The organism is Peribacillus sp. B2I2 (assembly GCF_041261685.1).
Lineage (GTDB): Bacteria > Bacillota > Bacilli > Bacillales > DSM-1321 > Peribacillus.
This window is the reverse complement of the sequence record NZ_JBGCCB010000001.1, coordinates 4,539,321-4,559,114: the sequence shown is the minus strand read 5'-3', so window position 1 is coordinate 4,559,114 and position 19,794 is coordinate 4,539,321. Positions and strand designations below refer to the sequence as shown.

Annotated in this window: 15 protein-coding genes; 12 read left to right on the top strand and 3 right to left on the bottom strand. The window is 43.9% G+C overall.

Annotation, left to right across the window (positions count from 1 at the left end; all coding sequences use genetic code 11):
- Positions 1-248 precede the first annotated feature (248 nt).
- The 11 genes from ABIE66_RS22625 (at position 249) to ABIE66_RS22575 (ending at position 15,312) form a co-directional block, all read left to right on the top strand.
- Positions 249-1,496, top strand: a complete 1,248-nt coding sequence (locus ABIE66_RS22625) for an amidohydrolase family protein (RefSeq protein ID WP_289314945.1) — start codon at positions 249-251, stop codon at positions 1,494-1,496.
- A 24-nt stretch (positions 1,497-1,520) separates the two neighbouring features.
- A complete protein-coding gene (locus ABIE66_RS22620) occupies positions 1,521-2,732 on the top strand; it encodes an amidohydrolase (protein WP_370016380.1) in 1,212 nt (403 codons plus the stop codon).
- 68 nt (positions 2,733-2,800) lie between these two features.
- Complete coding sequence (locus tag ABIE66_RS22615; protein WP_370016379.1) at positions 2,801-4,048, top strand: amidohydrolase; 1,248 nt, start codon at positions 2,801-2,803, stop codon at positions 4,046-4,048.
- A gap of 561 nt (positions 4,049-4,609) precedes the next feature.
- Positions 4,610-5,905 carry a uracil/xanthine transporter gene (locus ABIE66_RS22610; RefSeq protein ID WP_289334294.1) on the top strand — a complete coding sequence of 432 codons (1,296 nt, stop codon included), beginning with the start codon at positions 4,610-4,612 and terminating at the stop codon, positions 5,903-5,905.
- A gap of 477 nt (positions 5,906-6,382) precedes the next feature.
- A complete protein-coding gene (locus tag ABIE66_RS22605; RefSeq protein WP_370016378.1) occupies positions 6,383-6,562 on the top strand; it encodes a hypothetical protein in 180 nt (59 codons plus the stop codon).
- A gap of 83 nt (positions 6,563-6,645) precedes the next feature.
- Positions 6,646-8,589: a putative thiazole-containing bacteriocin maturation protein gene (locus ABIE66_RS22600; RefSeq protein WP_370016377.1), complete on the top strand. Its 1,944-nt coding sequence runs from the start codon at positions 6,646-6,648 to the stop codon at positions 8,587-8,589.
- Positions 8,586-10,529, top strand: a complete 1,944-nt coding sequence (locus ABIE66_RS22595) for a TOMM precursor leader peptide-binding protein (protein ID WP_370016376.1) — start codon at positions 8,586-8,588, stop codon at positions 10,527-10,529. The genes ABIE66_RS22600 and ABIE66_RS22595 overlap by 4 nt, the downstream gene beginning before the upstream one ends.
- Positions 10,530-10,552: 23 nt before the next feature.
- Positions 10,553-12,124: a SagB family peptide dehydrogenase gene (locus ABIE66_RS22590; protein ID WP_370016375.1), complete on the top strand. Its 1,572-nt coding sequence runs from the start codon at positions 10,553-10,555 to the stop codon at positions 12,122-12,124.
- A 201-nt stretch (positions 12,125-12,325) separates the two neighbouring features.
- On the top strand, positions 12,326-13,756 hold the full coding sequence (gene pdxR / locus ABIE66_RS22585; RefSeq protein ID WP_370016374.1) for a MocR-like pyridoxine biosynthesis transcription factor PdxR: 1,431 nt from the start codon (positions 12,326-12,328) through the stop codon (positions 13,754-13,756).
- A 698-nt stretch (positions 13,757-14,454) separates the two neighbouring features.
- The gene (locus tag ABIE66_RS22580; RefSeq protein ID WP_370016373.1) at positions 14,455-14,649 is read left to right on the top strand and encodes a hypothetical protein; all 195 of its coding nucleotides are present in this window, start codon (positions 14,455-14,457) and stop codon (positions 14,647-14,649) included.
- A gap of 213 nt (positions 14,650-14,862) precedes the next feature.
- On the top strand, positions 14,863-15,312 hold the full coding sequence (locus tag ABIE66_RS22575; RefSeq protein ID WP_370016372.1) for a YfmQ family protein: 450 nt from the start codon (positions 14,863-14,865) through the stop codon (positions 15,310-15,312).
- Between the two features lie 355 nt (positions 15,313-15,667).
- Here the strand turns inward: ABIE66_RS22575 and ABIE66_RS22570 are convergent, their stop codons facing one another.
- The 3 genes from ABIE66_RS22570 to ABIE66_RS22560 all read right to left on the bottom strand — a co-directional run bounded on the left by ABIE66_RS22570 (position 15,668) and on the right by ABIE66_RS22560 (position 18,929).
- Complete coding sequence (locus ABIE66_RS22570) at positions 15,668-16,522, bottom strand: MurR/RpiR family transcriptional regulator (RefSeq protein WP_370016371.1); 855 nt, start codon at positions 16,520-16,522, stop codon at positions 15,668-15,670.
- Positions 16,523-16,669: 147 nt separating this feature from the next.
- Complete coding sequence (locus tag ABIE66_RS22565) at positions 16,670-17,362, bottom strand: N-acetylmannosamine-6-phosphate 2-epimerase (RefSeq protein ID WP_370016370.1); 693 nt, start codon at positions 17,360-17,362, stop codon at positions 16,670-16,672.
- Between the two features lie 31 nt (positions 17,363-17,393).
- Positions 17,394-18,929 (bottom strand): maltose/glucose-specific PTS transporter subunit IIC, encoded by a 1,536-nt coding sequence (locus ABIE66_RS22560; RefSeq protein WP_370016369.1) that lies wholly within the window; start codon positions 18,927-18,929, stop codon positions 17,394-17,396.
- A gap of 337 nt (positions 18,930-19,266) precedes the next feature.
- Here ABIE66_RS22560 and ABIE66_RS22555 point away from each other — a divergent pair, with 337 nt between their 5' ends.
- Positions 19,267-19,635 carry a DUF2294 domain-containing protein gene (locus ABIE66_RS22555; protein WP_370016368.1) on the top strand — a complete coding sequence of 123 codons (369 nt, stop codon included), beginning with the start codon at positions 19,267-19,269 and terminating at the stop codon, positions 19,633-19,635.
- Positions 19,636-19,794 lie beyond the last annotated feature (159 nt).

Genomic DNA, 19,794 nt, shown 5'->3' with positions numbered 1-19,794 from the left:
AAAAGAAGGGAGCGGATCTCTGAAATCAATTGAACTTTTTAAATAAAAAACTGCAGGCAAACTAGTTTTCATAGAGTTGTCTCCAGTCTGAAAGGGTTCATCCATTTTAGGGTGAGCCTTTTTCTTTGGTTAAATCAGAATAAGTAAAAATAACATAAAAATGAGTAAAAATTCTGAAATTATTAAATGACCTTTAGAATTATAATGAAATGGATGCATGTTCAATCTGGAGTGGAAGGGTGAGTTTAATGTCACGATCATATTGGTTGACGAATGTACGCTTGGAAAATGGTTTTACTTATAATGAAAATGAAACGGTTACCGGCACTGAAACCGGAAATTACCACATCAAGATTGAAAATGGAAAAATATCCTCGATTTTATTAGCGGAGGAATCGATAACAGATCAGGATCCACAGCATGATGTTCAAGGTCTCCTGATGGTCCCTTCGTTTAAGGAAATGCATATTCACATTGATAAAACGTACTATGGCGGTCCGTGGAAGGCTTGCATGCCTGCCATAAATGGCGTGAAAACCCGGATAGAGGAAGAGCAGGCTTTACTTCCTGAGTTATTGCCTACCGCTAAAGCAAGAGCAGAAAAAATGCTGGATTTATTATTGGGCTTCGGATCTACCCATATACGCACCCATTGTAACATTGACCCCGTTATAGGTCTGAAAAATTTAGAGGCTACCATTCAAGCGCTCGAAGGATATAAGGATAAATTGACGTATGAAATCGTCGCATTCCCACAGCATGGACTATTACGCAGCAATTCCGCAGGACTAGTAAGGGAGGCCATGAAGAATGGGGCGAATCTGGTAGGAGGCGTGGATCCAGCCACCATTGATGAAAATATAGAGCGGTCTCTTGAAACGATCATGGATATCGCGGTTGAATCGAACTCCGATATTGATGTCCATTTACATGATCCGGATCACCTTGGACTCTTTACCATGCAACGCCTCGCTTCGATGACGGAAGACGCAGGGTGGCAAGGAAGGGTAACGGTTAGCCACGCCAGCGGTTTGGCAGATCTTTCCGTTGCAGAGGCTACGGGTATAGCCGAAAGGTTTTCGGAAACAGGAATATCCATTACATCCACAGTGCCTATCTTCAGAACGATCCCCATTCCCCTGCTCCATGAAAAAGGGGTGAAAGTTGAACTGGGCAATGACAGCATCACTGATCATTGGACACCCTTCGGCATCGGTGACAATCTGGAAAAGGCCGGTCGCCTTGCTGAGAGGTTTCGCATGATTGAGGAACGTTCTTTAGCTAAAAGCCTGCAGTTCATAACAGGAGGGAAGACCCCATTAAACCAAGACGGGGTCAAGGCATGGCCCAATGTCGGGGATGAGGCGAATATCGTTTTGCTTGAAGCTAGCTGTTCCGCGGAAGCGGTGGCCAGAAGGTCAAAGCGTGCCGCTGTCATTTTCAGGGGCAATGTTGTAAGCGGATCTATTTCATCTTTCGAGACGACAGGTGTTTAATCTTCTATTAAAGAGAGTGATTCAATGAATGAAGCGTACTGGCTTACAAACGTTACACTTGATAGTGGATTTGTTTTTGAGAATGAAAGAATCGATCGAACAAAGACAGCTTCATACAACATGTATATAAAAGACGGGATCATTGAGGAATTGCAATTGGCTTCAAGTATGCCTTTGAAAACGGAAATGCCCGTCCAAGATGCGGGAAACTTGCTTGCACTTCCGCCTTTTAAAGAGATGCATAACCATCTGGACAAGACCTATTTAGGACTGCCATGGAAATCATGCACTCCTGTTCAGAATTTAATCGAACGCTTGAAATTAGAAGCGGAAGAGCTTGCCGAACTGGCTGAAACTGGGCGGCTCCGGGCTGAACGGATGCTTCAACTATTGTTGAAAGGCGGTGCGACGCATGTAAGGACGCATGTTAACATTGACCCATACATCGGTATGAAGAACTTGGAAGAAATTCAGAAGGCGTTAAGCAGTTTCAAAGGGAAAATGACATATGAGATCGTGGCTTTCCCGCAGCATGGACTGCTAAGAACGAATTCAAAAGGGTTGATGAGACAAGCGATGAAAGAAGGGGCGTCTTTGGTGGGAGGCCTGGATCCTGGCGGAGTGGATAATAATATAGAAGCTTCCCTCTATGAAATGATGGATTTAGCTGTTGAATTTGATGCAGACATTGATATTCATATACATGATCCCGGTCATCTTGGTTTTTATACGATTAAGAAACTCGCTTCTTTAATCGATGAAGCAGGCTGGAAAAACAAAGCGGCTGTCAGTCATGCCTTTGCCCTTGGGGATGTTTCCAGTGGGGAATCAAATGAATTGGCCAGTGAATTATCAAACCTAGGGATAGCCATCATGTCCACAGTTCCGATCAACCGGGTCATTCCCCCAATTGATGTACTGCATGAAAAAGGTGTCCGCGTTGCTCTCGGATGTGATGGCTTTTATGACTCCTGGTCCCCATTCGGTACAGGGGATATGCTGGAAAAGGCAGGTCGATTGGCAGAGAGGTACAACTGGAAGGACGAGTATGGATTGGCTCAATCGCTCCAATTCATTACGGGCGGGGTCAGGACACTGGACCATGAAGGAAATCGTTTATGGCCGAACGTGGGAAATGAAGCAAGTATGGTATTCGTGGATGCCTCTTGTGCTGCCGAGGCAGTTGCCAGGAGATCCACACGTTCTGCGGTCATGGTCAATGGGAATCTGGTTTAAGGCGGACTCGACTGTGAATCCGCCTTGAATGTGAAGGGAATGTCTATTTCAAGAAGGGAATGAAGGACATGAATACAATCTATTGGTTAAAGAATGTTCGTATGGAATGTGGTTACCGGAAAGAGAATGATAGAGTTACAGGAACAATAACCGGTCTATTCCATCTGTTGATGGAGGATGGAAGGATCACGAAGATCGTTAAAGATGGGGAGGCCATACCTGATGATCTGCCAGCGGAAGATGCAAAAGGATTGCTGGCGTTACCCTCCTTCATTGAAAAGCATGTCCATCTTGATAAGACACTGATGGGGGATGTATGGAGAGCATGCACGCCTTCTAAAAGTGTCATTGAACGCTTTGAAAATGAGAAGAGGGTGCTGCCTTCCATTGCAACAAGCACATGTAAACGGGCAGAGTCTTTACTGGAAATACTTTTAGCTTCTGGCTCTACACATGTACGGACCCATGTTGATATCTATCCGGAAGCGGGATTGCAGAACTTAGAGCAAGTCCAAGAGGCGCTTGCTGGCTATTCCAATAGACTCAGTTCAGAAATAGTCGCATTTGCGCAGCACGGATTGTTGCGGTCGGGGTCTGTCCAGCTTGTCAGGGAGGCATTGCGAAACGGAGCGGGAATCGTCGGGGCAGTCGACCCAGCCACAGTCGATAACAATATTGAAGCTTCGCTCGTGCAATTGATGGATTTGGCAGTGGAAGCGAACGCTGATGTGGACCTGCATTTACATGATCCCGGCCACTTGGGCACGTTCACCATGAAACGTTTGGCAGCCCTGACCAAGCAAGCAGGCTGGGAAGGAAGGGTAGCATTAAGCCATGCGTTTGGCATAGGGGACGTATCCAGGGAAGAAGCCTTTGAGCTGGCTGACATCCTTAAGGATGCGGGGATTTCCATCGTCACAAGTGTCCCTATTAACAGACAGATGCCCCCTGTTGGTTTATTACATGAAAGAGGGGTTGAAGTATCAGTAGGGAATGATAATATCTTTGATGTATGGTCACCTCTAGGGAATGGTGACATTCTAGAGAGAGCCGGCAGGCTGGCAGAACGCTTCAAATGGATTGATGAAGTCTCCCTCTCCCGAACACTCGGGTATATAACGGGCGGAAAAACCCCATTGGACGAAAAGGGTAACCAGGTATGGCCGAAAGTGGGGGATGCAGCAAGCTTGGTGTTAATTGACGCAAGCTGTTCTGCAGAAGCAGTTGCCAGGCGTTCTGAACGTAAAGCGGTCATTTTCAAGGGTAACTTGGTTTCCGGTTCACTATATAAACAAAAGCAGTCAATAGACTTGTAGGGCTAACCCAAGGATCTCTGGATACTTCCGGATTTCCTTTTTCTTTTGGGGATTGAAAGTCTCGGAATGCAGGTAGTCTGCCATGTTCGCTCCCGTATACTTTTACTTACTGTAATTTTTTTTGCTATATTGGTTAAGGACTTGCTTCCCATGTCATTATGTTTTTGCCCTATATGATTTAAACAGGATAAAATGGACTACGATTCCAAAAGGGCTGGTTAACAATGATCTCTTCTATCAAATTAAAGGGTTTGGCTTCCGCTAGTCCATTTGCCTTGTAATCGAGTCCAGCCAACAAATTAGCAAGAAGCCGCGGCCTTTGTTACTATTAATGGTAAACGCTGTCATTTTTGCATCGAATCTGCATCTTTATTTTTTGGCATGATGATGGCAGCAGAACCGCAAAGCGTAAGAGGACTTTGATCCCTGTGTTGCCATGTGTTCAAGAAATGGCAATCTGGGGACCGCGTCCATTAGCATGGTGTTGTCCTATGAAGGGCGATTAAACCATGTATTCACCATGAGCTTAAAAAAGTATCATGTTCAAAGGAGATGGAATCTATGAAAAGTTGGAGATCTTCCGTGACTCTATTTTCTTCTTTTCAATGGTTGTTTTTTATTTTTGCAAATACGGTAGTGGTGCCCATATCGATTGGCGCAGCTTTTGATCTTCCTCCCAATGTTACGGAAATGACCATGAGAAGCTCGCTCATTTTCACCGGGATCGCTTGCGTGATTCAGGGTTGGAAGGGGCATAAGTATCCCATTATGGAAGGGCACTCCGGTCTATTGTGGGGAGTGATGCTGAATTTAGGGTTATCTGCACCATCCATAGGGCTCGGTTATGCTGAAATAGGAGGGGGAATAGCTACTGGTCTCATTGCAGCCGGTGTCGTGACCCTCATTATATCTGGCTTCAACCTGATTTCTTATGTCCAGAAGATTTTTACGCCCATGGTCATGACCGTTTACTTATTCCTTCTGACGTTCCAGCTCATTTTTGTCTTTTTTAAGGGGATGCTGGGGATTACGGAGGATGGGGAAATTAACATCCCGGTCAGTTTCCTATCATTGGGGATTGTCTTTTTAGTAAGTATATTAAAAATAAAAGGACCAAGGACCATAAGCAATTTCTCCATCTTGATCGGGATTGTTGTGGGATGGATTTTTTACTCGCTGCTATTTCCAGAGGACGGGGGAGAAATGGGATCGACGGGTGCCTCTTTTTCCTTGTTCCCATTAGGCACACCAAACCTGGAATTCGGGATAATAGCGATTTCTTTTTTTGCAGGCTTACTGAATTTGTGTAACACGTTCGCTTCCATTCAAGCCGCATCCGAGTTAATGGGGGATGACGCTGACCACAAGCAGTATCGAAATTCTTTATTCATGACTGGCGGATTTACCATTTTCGCTCCGGTGCTTGGCCTTGTGCCGTATACACCTTTCACTTCATCCATCGGATTTTTGCAAAGCACGCAAATCTATGAGCGGAGGCCCTTCTTATTCGGAGGCATGTTGTTGACCATGATTGGTCTCATACCTCCGTTTATCTCTTTCCTGGCCAGCATGCCAATAACAGTCGGGAACGCTGTATTGTTCGTCGCTTACCTTCAACTGTTTGGAACGGCTTTCAACAGCGTCAAGGGTCAGCATTTCACTTCAGACACGATATTCAGGCTTGCCGTACCAGTATTGATCGGAGTGAGTTTGATGAATATCCTGCCCAATGCATTTGCGGGCGTTCCCACGCTTTTACAGCCCTTTTTGACGAATGGGCTCATAATGGGTGTGTTAATATCAATCGTGCTGGAAAAATCGGTAAACTGGAATCGCTATGAACAACTGCAGAACTAAGGTGACTTTTCATGCATATCCTGATGACCGATCGATATGGCCTATACATAAATGATCCTCCATTGAAGTGTCTTGTAAGGACTTAATTTAAGAGGTGAGCATGAAAACCGGAAGGATATTATCCTTCCGGTTTTCTGCTTTTTCATTGGGTTTTAAATGGTGATCAGGCATTCGACGTGAACGGGATTTAGTAAAAATAGGCTTTTTAATCAGTGGCAATACCCACTCCCCTTACATATTTTGTTGGAGGGATACTTGACGTGGTGTTAATTCCCTGACCATTTCGTTCCGGTTTTTTTATCTATTCCAAGCACTACCTTATAAATAATACACGGAGGTTATATAAAATGTATGAATTTCAAAATCAATTGCAAAACCTGAATGTCGATGATTTCCAGGTGACTCAGCCAGTTTCTTGGGAACAAGTCCCTCAGCAGTATTCCATGGAAGATTCTCGTCAATTTGGTTTAGGTTGTTTTGGCTGTTTCTTGTGTTTTGGCTGCTTTGGCTGTGGAGGATGCGGCGGTCGTTGTGGTCGTTGTGGTGGATGCGGACGTTGTGGAGGATGCGGTGGACGTTGCGGACGTTGCGGCCGTTAAGGTTTCAGGTCTAATAAAGAAAAGTCCCTGCGGTGCAGCAGGGACTTTTCTTTATTAGACATAAGGGACAAATTGTCGTACATAGGATTAAAGTGAAGTGCTGAAGCAGAACGTAGAATGCTTCGGGTTAGGAGGAGCGGAATGGTGAATTTGACCCCTTCTATGCGTTTGAAAGTGAAAAGGGATACGTTTTTTCTACCGGAACCAAACAGAGGTGTTTATTTCAGGAATAACATAAGTTCGTTCCGAATGGAGGGCAGCACGATCGTCCAATGGATTGAAAAGTTATTGCCGATGTTCAACGGGGACCATACATTAAGCGATTTGACGGATGGATTGCCTGGCCCGTATCGGAACCGTGTCATGGAAATTGCCGAGGTTTTGTACGCGAATGGGTTCGTTCGGGATGTAAGTCAGGACAGTCCCCATCAATTAGGGGATCAGGTTCTTGAAAGGTATGCTTCCCAAATCGAGTTCCTCGACAGCTACGGCGATTCCGGGGCATACCGTTTTCAAGCTTATCGAAAGGGAAGGGCTCTGGCAATAGGTTCTGGCCCACTGTTCCTTTCATTGGTGTCCGCGCTGATCGAATCCGGACTGCCCACATTCCATATCCTCATTACGGACACGGTACCGACCAATAGAGAAAGATTAAAGGCAATCGTTGCACATGCACGTAAGTCGGACGAAGAGGCAGCGATAGAGGAGGTCGTGCTTGAGAAGGGAGCAGGGATTGAATGGCAGGAGATCGTGCGGCCATTCGACTCGATATTATATTTGTCACAGGAGGGTGATATTAAGGAATTAAGAGAACTTCATTCGGTTTGCAGGCAAGGGAAAAAGGTCCTGTTTCCTGCATTGATCATCAATCAAATAGGCATGGCTGGCCCGCTTGTCCATCCGGATTCCAAAGGATGTTGGGAGTCAGCGTGGCACCGTTTACATCAAACTGTGCTGGAAAAGGATCAGGCTTCGACTTCTTTTTCCTCCACAGCCGGAGCGATGTTAGCCAATATAATGGTTTTCGAATGGTTCAAAGAGGCTACAGGTGTTACAACTGCAGAACAAGCCAATCAATTCTATCTGTTGGATATGGAAACATTGGAGGGAAAGTGGCATCCATTCATTCCCCATCCGGGGGTGACGGGAAAAGGGGCTGCTAAATGGATTGAAGATTTTGATCAGCGGCTCGAACAGAAATCGGGCCGGGGTGAGCCGGGAAAAGTGTTCATGCATTTCAGCCGGTTGACATCGGCAGAATCCGGAATCTTTCATACTTGGGAAGAGGGCGATTTAAAACAGCTGCCGTTGGCTCAATGCCGCGTTCAGGTTGTTGATCCGTTGTCGTCCGGTCCAGCCGGACTTCTGCCTGATATTATCCGTTCAGATTTGACGCATGAGGAAGCGCGGAGGGAAAGCGGTCTGGCAGGGGTTGAAGCATATGCATCGCGGACACTCAGCCAGCTCATTCAAACTCTTCTTCCGATTGAGGGAGCAGGCGAAATAAAGGAATCGATCGGTGTCGGAGCAGGGGAAACATTTGCTGAATGTGTTTGCCGTGGGCTGCAAAGCAGTTTAGATACAGAGTTTGGAAATAAGGAGTTCAACAAGGAGAAACTTGTGTCGGTGCAGTTGGGAGATGTGGATGATGAACGCTGCCGGTATTATTTACAAGCGTTGACCCGGCTGCAAGGAGATCCAATCATCGCGTTGGGTGAGGAAGTGTCCGGTTTCCCAGTTGTTTGGGCAGGAACGAGCGACGGCTGGTCTGGCGCTGTCGGTTTGAATGTAACGATCGCATTACGGAACGCGCTGCAAAAGGCAATCATGAAAGTTCAGAACCAGACCGTTTGCCTCACAGCTCCGGATCTAGTGGCATCGTCTGTTCTTAAGGAAAAAAAGGTGAATCTTGTGATTCCTTCGTGCGATGTGACAGGGAATTCCGAGATAGTACAGTCCGCCATTCAAGTCCTGAAGAAGAATAAGAAGCGGATCTTCGTTTGCGAATTAGAACTGGAACCATTCTTTAAGGAAGAACTGGCAGGTGTGTTTGGGGTATTTTTGCGAGAGGAGGAATCAGGGTGAAAACTGACGTATTGGTTGTCGGGGAAGGAGTGTTGGCCGACCATGTTCATGGGGACCTGTCCGGCCAATATCAGGTCAATCGCCAAACCGATTTCGAGGCAGGAATACCGCAAACGACGGCTTTGGTCCTTGTGCTTCAAGATGCTTGGAATCCCACTGTCCATCAAAAGGCGGAAGAGGTGATAAGAACAGCTGGCATTCCGTGGCTGCGGGGGTTCGTATCATTTGGAGAGGGAGTGGTAGGTCCGCTGGTGCGCCCAGGTATTACAGGTTGCTCACAATGTGCAGACCAAAGACATTTCATGGCCGGGCGTGATCGTAAAGAAATGTGGGGAATCCGCAAACAGCTGCAAGAAAATGGGGGGATACAGCGTGATGCGTCGGCATCACGCACAGGCCTTTTGCAGATGGCTCACCTGATTGGTGCAGAGGTAAGGAAGGTGATGAAAGGAGAACACGCCAATTCGGAAGGACGTGTATCATTAATCAATCTGAAAACGCTGAACGGCTCGTGGCACTCGTTTTTACCTGATCCCTTGTGTCCTGTTTGCAGCCAATTACCTGATGACTCGAAGGATCGTGCAAGGATTTCGTTACAGCCAAGTCCGAAAATAAGTCCCGACAGTTACCGGACCCGTTCAATGGATGATCTGAATGAAGTTCTGGCCAAGGATTACTTGGATCACCGCACAGGATTCTTGAATAATAAAATGATAGACCTTGTGCCGCCATTTGCCGATGTAAGTGTTAATTTGCCTTTGTTCATAGGAGATGAGGGGGCGGCAGGCCGGACTCTCTCATACGCCTTCAGTGAGATGACTGCCATATTGGAGGGATTGGAAAGGTATTGCGGAATGGAGCCCCGCGGCAAACGGACAGTCATACATGACAGCTACAGTAACCTGAAAGATCATGCGCTCGATCCCATCAAGATAGGGGTGCACTCGAAGGAACATTATGCCCAGAAGGATTTCCCTTTTCGACCGTTTGATCCTGACCGCAAGATAGATTGGGTGTGGGGCCATTCATTTTTGCAAGAGCGGCCGATCTTGGTCCCGGAATTGCTTTCCTATTACAGCTTGGGCTGCGGAGATGGATTCGTCTATGAAACTTCCAATGGCTGTGCATTAGGGGGAAGTTTGGAGGAGGCCATTTTCTACGGAATCATGGAAGTGGTGGAACGTGATTCGTTTCTGCTGACCTGGTACGCGCAGTTGCCCCTCGCACGTCTTGACCCCTATTCTGCAAATGACAAAGAACTGGAATTGATGATTGACAGGGCAAGGGCGGCAGCGGGGTATGATATCCATTTGTTTAATGCCACCATGGAACACGGTATACCAAGCGTATGGGCGTTGGCAAAAAACAGGAAACAAAAAGGATTGAATCTCATATGTGCGGCAGGGGCTCATCTGGACCCGATCCGGGCGGTGAAAAGCGCGGTCTTCGAGTTGGCAGGCATGATGCTGACCCTTGACGATAAATTGGAAGAAAACCAGGAGGAGATTGAGAAAATGCTGCATGATTCCTCACTGGTACGGAAAATGGATGATCATGGCATGCTGTACGGTTTACCGCAAGCCGAGGAGCGACTGCAATTTCTGCTGGATGCTGACCGGCCGATGCGAACTTTCGATGAAGAATTCGGGAAAAAGGTGAATCATTCGGACTTGACCGAAGATCTGCAGGATATCCTTCAGGAGTTCCGCCGATTGAAACTCGAGGTGATCGTGGTGGATCAGACGACACCGGAGATTGAACGGAATGGATTACATTGCGTAAAAGTGCTGATCCCGGGGATGCTGCCGATGACATTCGGCCATCATCTTACCCGCATAACGGGGCTTGAGAGGATACTGAGGGTTCCGATGGAACTTGGATATGCAAAACGGCCGCTTGAATTCGAACAGATCAATCCGCATCCGCATCCTTTTCCATAAGCGGTGACTTAGGAGGTAGGAGGATGAGTCTAGAGGCATTTCTGCACAATTTGCATTTTGACATCGAAAAGGCAAGTCCGCCGGATTGGGAAGTGGATTGGGATGATGCACCGCTAACGTATAAGATTTACCGTGACTTGCCTGTTTTTCCACTATCACTGGAGGTGCCGCTGACGCTTGAGGGGGGCAATGGGCCTACAAAGCTGGACCTCGAAGGAATCGGTCATTTCCTCTGGTATGCATATGGCCTGACCCAAGTCAGTCAGGTACCGAGATCCTCGGAATCCGAGGACCTCATGCAGTCATTCCGGCGTTTTCCGCCATCAGGGGGAGGTTTGTATCCAAGTGAATTGTACGTGTACTTGAAGATGGAGGAAGTGCCTGCTGGCGTATACCACTATGATGCGGCACACCACCGGTTGGTATTGCTGCGGGAAGGGGATTTTGATTCATATGTAACAAAAGCTCTTGGTGAAACCTTTGATATGACCTCATGTTTTGGGACGGTTTTTGTATCGACGATGTTTTGGAAAAACTTCTACAAATATAATAATTTTTCATACCGCCTGCAAGGTCTGGATGCGGGCGTGCTCATTGGACAGTTACTCGAAGTGGCGAAACGGTTTGGAATCGCATCTGGGGTTTGCTTCCAATTCCTTGACCGGGCCATCAATCATCTGCTCGGGCTTTCGAAAGAGGAGGAGAGCACGTATGCGGTGATTCCCTTATCGGCAGAACCAGCATTTTGGTGTACGGATGAAAGCTACAGTGACGGACATGTCACTTCGACGGAATTATGCAGGGAATTGACGGGGATTCAGCCTGAACACTATGTTCGGTCGAAGAGGATCAGGGAATTTCCGATGTTAACTAAAATGAATGAAGCATCCATGATCGAGTCCACCCAATCATTCCGGCCGATTGATCCAAAGAATGGGGCCGAATGCGAAGGGCATGTAGTAACCCTACCTATCGTTAAAAGGTTATCCCATGATTTGGCAGCGGTTTGCCGAAAGCGGTTTTCACCTGAAATGGACTTCGCTCTAGGGAAAGTCAGTCAACTGCAACTGGCGGCTCTCCTGCAGGAGGCAACCGCCTCGTTCTCCTATCGAAATGATTTGGATGGAACAAACGAGAACAACGAACATCGCGTTTCCTTATATGTTTGTTTGTATAATGTGGAAGACATTCAAGATGGTGCATACCATTATGACAGCACGACACATTCATTACGACAGATACAATCAGGAGATCATCGGCTCCAATTGCAATACGGAATGTCCCTGGATATCATGAACTTTCAGCAAGTGCCGATCTGCATACATGTAGTTGGCGATCAAGATCATTCCAAAAAGCAGCTTGGATATAGAGGGTACCGCATCCAGCAAATGGAGGCAGGTATGCTCGTACAGAAATTACTGATAGCGGCCTCAGCCCTCGGAATGAACGGGCACCCGCTGCTCGGCTTTGATGTGAATATGTGTGATGAACTTTACAAAATCGGTGGTGGTCCTCAAGGAAAAACGAGCCTTATCCAAGTCCCGATCGGCCACTATCGGAATCGTCCTTGGCTGAAGGGGAGTCTGCATTGTTGAAAAACATGAAACGAAGGCCTCCATTTCATTTAAGAAATGGAGGCTTTCGTTTTTATTTTGTAGTGCAGCTTCTATCCTAAGAGTGCAATAATCTCTACTGAAGATTATACTGAAATTAAAGATTTTACTACTTTTGGGAATGAATAAGTATATAAAGTTAATTAGTACGCTTTTAACTAAACATTTTAAAGGATGTAGCTTATGGAATGGAAAACTGACAGAAAATCCAAGAAGCCTTTATATAAACAAATAGCAGCTTACATCGAGAGTGGCATTGCTGATGGAACATTTTTATTGGATAAGCCGCTACCGTCTGAACGCTTCTTGGCAAGTGAACTGGGAGTTAACAGAAGCACAGTTGTTGCGGCTTATGATGAATTGGAAGCAAATGGGCTAGTTGAACGAAAAAAAGGAAGCGGAACGATGATCAGCAAGGATATCTGGGGAATTACCCGAAAACGTATACCTAGTTGGAATAGATATATCGAAGCGGGTTCTTTTTTGCCCAATATGCCAGTAACCCAAAGAATTCGTAAAGAGACGGAAGGGCATAACCTTATTAACTTAGCTAGTGGGGAACTTTCAGAAGACTTATTTCCAGTCCAATCCTTACGTGAAATCATTTCTAATAGGTCCTTCATTGGTAGCTTAGGTTATGATCACCCTCAAGGCAATGCGGTTTTAAGGGAAACAATAACCAAACATGTTAAACAGTATAGGAGAATTGACACGCATCCATCTTCTATACTCATTACTTCGGGTGCACAGCAAGCCATACATCTGGTGGTCCAATGCTTGTTAAAGCCAGGAGATGCCGTTGTATTGGAAGATCCATCATATAGTTACAACCTTCCCATCTTTCAATCCGCGGGGCTAAGAATTTTTCCTTTGCCAGTTGATAAAGATGGAATCAACCCAGAGGATTTATTGGAACTCCATAAAAAACATCGGATCAGGATGATTTTTTTGAACCCTGTATTTCAAAACCCTACAGGAACTGTCCTTCATATCAACCGTCGTAAAAGAATTCTTGAACTTTCATCCGAATATGGAATACCGATCATAGAAGACGATCCTTATAGTTTAACTTCCTTTACCGGGGAAGAAATTTCCACGCTTAAATCGATGGACAACAACGGAAATGTTTTGTATATAAGCTCTTTGTCAAAAATTGTTGCTTCCGGTTTAAGAATTGGGTGGATTATAGGACCGAAACCAGTTATAGAGAGACTATCTGATGCTAAGCAGCAGGTTGACTTCGGTCATGGCTCATTCACTCAATGGATAGCAAACGATTTTTTGGATTCAGAGTATTTTCCTGCCCATATTGCCTACTTAAGGGGCCAACTGAAAAAAAGAAGGGATGCAATGGTTTCGAGTCTTCAACAATTCCTGCAAAAAAAAGTTGATTATAATTCGCCAAATGGTGGAATTCATTTGTGGTGTAAGCTGAAAGTGCCATTGAACGAAATAAAGTTACTGGAGGAATCCATCAAAAGAGGAGTCATATACGTTCCGGGTTCAACACTAGGTACAAATAAGGAATACGTACGCTTTACTTTTGCAAGGGAAAATGAGGAATCCATTCACGAAGGCATCAAAAGGTTTGCAGAGGCTGTAAAAAGTTTATAATCATATGCTTTGATATTCACGAGAGAGAGTCATGATGATTCCAGACTGTAGACAAACTTGTTCGGTTTGCCTGCAGTTTTTTAATTAAAAAGTTCCGTTGATTTCAGAAATCCGCTCCCTTTTCGCCGACTGTCTGCCAAGCCTCCTCGGCGCAAGCGCCGAGGAGGCTCCCGGACCGCCCGCGGAAAGCGAGTGCCTGGAGTGGAAATCAACATCTAAATTGTAACCATACCCGAGGAGTTGAAGGTGTTGTTTTGGGTCAGTTGGTTCAGGAACATCATTTGATGAAAGTTACGTTTTCCGAACCCCTTTTGTCTACAAACTGGAGTCATGACAAAGTCATGATTCTTTTTTGTCTTTTTCGAGGAAGCAAGTTAGGTCAGAGTTCCTGCAATACGTGGTATCTTAGCCATTTCTTCAGTGGCGCTTTGCACTTTTCTATGTATATGAACGAAAGAATTCAACAAGTGGATGGTGAAAATTTCACTTGATTGGATGGTCCGAAAATTTGCTGTTCTTTTATTATAGAGAAGTAGGCTTGTTCTAATATATTTACTCAGTAAACACGAATCGCGAACTACTTGGACAATATAATTTTGACATCCAAATTAGGTAGTTACACTACGATATACGATGAGAATCGGAATAATTTGAAATGGTTCAAGGAAATAGATAATAATATTGGGAGGCGTTGAATCATGACGATAAGTGTAATATTAGTAGTAGCCATTAGTTTAGTTGCTCTGGTTGGCACCCTTTCATTAACGGGGAAGAGTGATAGTAATTATTCTGCAGCAACGAGAGGGAATTTGTTGAACCTTAGTTATATTTATATTGGTCTTGCCCTAGTATTAACTGTGGGCATCATCTACTTCGTAATAAAATTAGCCTAAGATACCACGTGAATGATTATTATAATAGTATATCAAAATGCATAGAAATATAGGCTTGATTGTATATAAAGGTCATGTTTTGTACGAGTGATTTACAAGACATACTCTATTTGTGAAACCAAAAATGAAACGTTAATAGAAGTCACTTCAAAGAAAAACTGACCGCCTCTTTCATTTAATAATTAAATTATAACGTCGCGGAGATGATCAAATATGACATTGCCTGTATTGATTTTGACAATTATCTTAAGCTTGCTTAAATTATTAGTTACCTGTCTTCCAACCGATGCAGTGAATTGGATTATGAGCAAATTTAAAATGCATTCAGAAATTAGTGACGCGAATGCAATCGTAACCTTTGATGAAAAACGTTTGGAAGGTGAAGACAAAATTCAAGTAATTAATTATTTTAACGAAGCTAAGTTTTTGAAAAAAAATCATATATTCCCAGGGAACGAGAAATTGTTTTTACATCCAGAGAACAGTGGGACTCCAATAATAATTGATACTAGAAGAGGAAAAAACGATGTTAGATTATTTGTGTACATTTACAACGACCACGTGGATGTGGTCAAACAGTTCAAGAATAAAGTAGTTGCGTATAGTCTTCTTTCCGAGAGCCTCCAAGAACGATCCATGCCAGTAATAAGGAATTTAGTTTAAAAGGAACAAAAAAAAGATGTCTTTTAAAGTGAACTGCACCCCAATTGTTAGTAACATCTAACTAATTGGAGATGCAGTTTTTTTATATGATGAATAACGAAAATGACTTTCGGTCAGGTTCTGCTAATCAAACAAACTGATAACTTTCAGCCCTACCATGGATTTGCCCCGTTTTCTGCCAATCATAAAGCTGTAGTTGTACGGGGGCTGTGGGGGAGTCGCTTTTATAAGAATATAATAAGGGTTAATCCAAATTTTGGGTAATTACAGCTGTTTGTAGTCGTAAATGAAATCTCAAAAAATACCCAATGGATCTTGTATAATTCGTGTATGGTTTTAACGGATAAGCCGAAAGTCAGTCGGTCTCGGTTAATACCTTTAAAGTCTTTTCCCTGATGCTTATCCTGTTTTTATAATCTTTAGCAACCAACTCTGTATATATTAAATCGAAAAGTAATAGTAGTGGAAGCAATGGTGAGATGTTTTGTCCCATATGCAGGCTATTTTTGCTGGTGACTGATAGCGATATATCACCAAGATGTGAGAGCTCGGAATTTTTATCACCAGTAAAAACCAAGATGCGCGAGCCTTGTGCCTTTGCGATTTTAACTGCGCGAATCACTTCTTTTGTTGCTCCGGAAATGGAAATGCCGATGACAACACTATTCTGGTCACTTAAAGCTGCGTCCATCATTGACTGGTGGGGATCTGTAATAGCCTCAACAGATAAGCCAATCCTGAAAAACTTGGATTTGAACTCCTGGGCGGCTAAACCCGAACTCCCTATTCCATATACATGTATCTTATTTGCCTGTGTAAGGAAAGATACCGCTTTCTGGATATCGTCATATGTGGTTATATGAAAGGTATTATCTATGATACCTAAGTGATCTTGGTACAGTTTAGCGAAATAATCCACCTGCTTGATGTCCTTCATATTTTTCGGTGTTTTTCGGAGATCCACGAACCTTTTTAACTCATGCCTGAACTCATTAAACCCAGAAAAGGCTAATTTTTGGCAGAAACGCGTAATCGTTGCAGGCGAAATATGAAGCTTTTTAGCTATTTGACTAATGGTTAACTGACTTACTTCTTCAGGGCGTTCCAGAATGTATTTGGCCAATTCTTCTTCTGTTTTGGTGAATTTGTCCATGTTGCACTCAATGCCATATATGAGGTTTTCTGCTAGATATTCCATCTGATCACCCATTTCAAATTACTTATATGTATACCTTTTATAGTTTAATGTATCCATTAGGGACGTCAATAACCGGAACGGATGACTACAGGAATATGAATCAAAAAAGAGACCCAAACTATTGCCAGTCTGGGTCATTTCATTACTATGTGCAATTTTCTATTCTTGGATAGCATCCACGAATCTCTTAGTGATTTGCTGCGGTCTGGTAATGGCACCGCCCACTACTACTGCATGGACATTCATATCCAATACAGAGCGGGCGATTTCTGGTGTTATGACATTTCCTTCAGCGATCACTTTCGCTTTTTTCACTGCTTTTACTATCTCTTTGAGCACAGCATAATCATCCTGATATATTTTTTGGCCAAATGTTTCGTTCGTATAGCCGTATAAAGTGGGTGCTACAATATCGAATCCTAACTGTTCGGCGTATACTGCTTCCTCTATGGTGGATACATCAGCCATTAGTAAAACATCCGGATATTTAGCTTTTATTTCGCAATAAAACTGTTTTAACGTTTTACCGTCCGGTCTTACCCGGGCTGTAGCATCCGTCGCAATGATTTCCGCTTTAGTTTCCATCAATGCATCAATTTCGGCCATGGTGGGAGTGATAAAGACATCATTCTGTCCATACACCTGTTTAATGATCCCTATGACAGGAAGGTCCACATTTTTCTTGATTTCCATTATGTCAGCTACGGAGTTTGCGCGAATGCACTTCGCACCGCCTTCTTTGGCAGCAATAGCCATGCGTCCCATAATAAAAGAGCTGTGCAGCGGCTCATTCTCCAATGCTTGACAAGATACAATTAAGCCTTTGTGAATTTGATCCAGCACCTGTTGCATGTTTAACACTTCCTTATCGTTATCTATGTTCTTAATGACCCAAGAATTCTTCCACTTCATTTTTGATGATCGTTACTTGGGGACCGTAAACTATTTGAATGCCATTCCCCTTTTTTACGACGCCTTTTGAACCGGTTTGTTTAATGACGTCCTCTTTCACCAATGATTCATCCTTTACCGTGACACGGAGACGGGTTGCACAGCAATCGACTATATCGATATTTTCCTGTCCGCCTAATCCATTAACGATGGTCTGGGTTCTCTCTGATGCCGTTACTTGTGTAACAGTGGCTTGTTCATCATCTTCACGGCCAACCACTTTTAAATTCTTCTTCCTGATCAAGAATTTAAAAGTGAAGAAGTATAGGAAAAACCATGGAATGCCGACGAGAAGTACATAAACCCAGTTTGTTTTACTGATACCCTGGAGAATCCCGAATAAAGTGAAATCAATAAATCCTCCAGAGAAGGTTTGACCGATTGTTATATTGAATATATCTGCCATCATGAAGGCAAGCCCGTCAAACAAGGCATGAAAAACATAAAGGATTGGGGCGACAAATAAGAAACTGAATTCAAGCGGTTCGGTAATGCCTGTTAAGAAAGATGTTAAGGCAGCTGAAAGAAGCAAACCGGCCACGACTTTCTTATTTTTAGGTTTAGCGCAGTGATAAATGGCCAGTGCAGCGCCTGGTAAACCAAACATCATCGTGATGAACCGCCCGGACATGAACCGGGAAACACCCTCATAGTACTTGACAGTAGTTGGATCGGCCAATTGCGCAAAGAAGATATTCTGAGTCCCGCTGACAATCTGCCCTTTAATCTCCATCGTCCCGCCTAAAGCTGTTTGCCAGAAGGGAAGGTAGAAAATATGATGCAACCCTAACGGCCCGAGCATCCGTAATATGAACCCGTAAAAGAAAGTCCCGATCGTACCTGTGCTCGTTACCAGTGCACCTAATTGGTTAATGAGAAGTTGGAAATAAGGCCATACGATAAAAAGCACGGCTCCAACCAAGATGGACGCGAAGGAAACGATGATTGGAATGAAACGGGAACCACCGAAAAACCCTAAAACTTGCGGAAGCTGAATTTTAATATATTTATTGTGCAGATATGCAGCAGAGATACCTACTACGATACCGCCAAACACACCAGTCTCCAGTGTTTGGATCCCGACCGCCATTCCCTGTCCGGCACCTGCCAGATTCTCTTTGGCAAGTTCCCCGTTTATTAGAAGCAGTGCATTTATTGTACTGTTCATGACGAAGTAGCCGATCATGGCTGCAAGTGCAGCGGTCCCTTTATCCGAGCGTGCCAAGCCCACTGCAACACCTACGGCAAAAATAACCGGCAAGTTTCCGAATACGATGCTTCCTGCAGAACTCATGATCGTGAAAATGGCCTGCAGCCAAGCAAAGTCTAAAAAAGGATAGGCCTCAACTGTATTTGGATTAGAAAGAGCACCGCCAATTCCCAGCAATAAACCGGCAGCTGGCAAAACGGCAATCGGGAGCATAAAAGATTTACCGAACTGTTGCGCTTTCTCAAAAGCTTTCTTCATATTAATTCCTCCCTCATTTAACGAGCCCTTTGATACTCTCTATTTTTAATCGCTCTATACTAGCTATATTAAATCCTTATGATAGCGTCTTCAATGCGGTGCAAGGTTATATCAATGGTTTTCAATCTTGCGCTTATTTCTCTGAAAAAGTTTTCATTAATAGAAGTGCTGGCTTGGATATAAAGTTATATGAATATATTGAAATCCTCATTTGTTTATTTTTATAATTCGTGTATTGGTAAGTAAATGTACGTTTTTTATAAAAAAAAAGATTTTTTTGTACGAAATCCGAATATTATCTTGTGCAATTCTGAAAAAGTATATATAATTACCTCAAATGATAGTTTGGCAGGTGATAGTCATCTTACCGATAAACTCTAACGAAACGAAGAAATTGCTTTCTCATATGTATAATGAGGTATCGAAGGAATTGTTCGGCTTTGGTACGACTTTGCTAAAGGTTACCATTGAGAAGAATGTGATTACATTTCAGGCCAAACATCGACGTGCCCCGCGCTCTGAAGCTTTAGAGGGTGAAGTTCCCAGCCTGAAGCAGGAAGTTGACTTCCATATGTCACTGCTTTATAAAAAGAAACTGAGACAAAAGCTGGAAACGCAAACGGATTGGGATATTGAAGCCGTCCTGAGGGATTATGACTCAGCGACGCAACTGGCATTCACCAATATTGTATTGAAGGAAAATTAATATAATCATATAAATGGATTTCCACTCGGATTTATCTGGAGGGAACGCCACAATAGAACCAAATGATAAGTTTTATCTTTGTTTACAAAGAAAAGACAATCTTGGGTAGAATTTCAATTCTATTTAAGATTGTCTTTTTTTACATTTATATCAGTAAAA

Excerpts from the sequence above, each read along its gene's own strand:
- ABIE66_RS22625 (WP_289314945.1), top strand. The coding sequence starts at position 249 with ATGTCACGATCATATTGGTTGACGAATGTACGCTTGGAAAATGGTTTT.
- ABIE66_RS22620 (WP_370016380.1), top strand. The coding sequence starts at position 1,521 with ATGAATGAAGCGTACTGGCTTACAAACGTTACACTTGATAGTGGATTT.
- ABIE66_RS22615 (WP_370016379.1), top strand. The coding sequence starts at position 2,801 with ATGAATACAATCTATTGGTTAAAGAATGTTCGTATGGAATGTGGTTAC.
- ABIE66_RS22610 (WP_289334294.1), top strand. The coding sequence starts at position 4,610 with ATGAAAAGTTGGAGATCTTCCGTGACTCTATTTTCTTCTTTTCAATGG.
- ABIE66_RS22600 (WP_370016377.1), top strand. The coding sequence starts at position 6,646 with ATGGTGAATTTGACCCCTTCTATGCGTTTGAAAGTGAAAAGGGATACG.
- ABIE66_RS22590 (WP_370016375.1), top strand. The coding sequence starts at position 10,553 with ATGAGTCTAGAGGCATTTCTGCACAATTTGCATTTTGACATCGAAAAG.
- pdxR (WP_370016374.1), top strand. The coding sequence starts at position 12,326 with ATGGAATGGAAAACTGACAGAAAATCCAAGAAGCCTTTATATAAACAA.
- ABIE66_RS22580 (WP_370016373.1), top strand. The coding sequence starts at position 14,455 with ATGACGATAAGTGTAATATTAGTAGTAGCCATTAGTTTAGTTGCTCTG.
- ABIE66_RS22575 (WP_370016372.1), top strand. The coding sequence starts at position 14,863 with ATGACATTGCCTGTATTGATTTTGACAATTATCTTAAGCTTGCTTAAA.
- ABIE66_RS22570 (WP_370016371.1), bottom strand. The coding sequence starts at position 16,522 with ATGGGTGATCAGATGGAATATCTAGCAGAAAACCTCATATATGGCATT.
- ABIE66_RS22565 (WP_370016370.1), bottom strand. The coding sequence starts at position 17,362 with ATGCAACAGGTGCTGGATCAAATTCACAAAGGCTTAATTGTATCTTGT.
- ABIE66_RS22560 (WP_370016369.1), bottom strand. The coding sequence starts at position 18,929 with ATGAAGAAAGCTTTTGAGAAAGCGCAACAGTTCGGTAAATCTTTTATG.
- ABIE66_RS22555 (WP_370016368.1), top strand. The coding sequence starts at position 19,267 with ATGATAGTTTGGCAGGTGATAGTCATCTTACCGATAAACTCTAACGAA.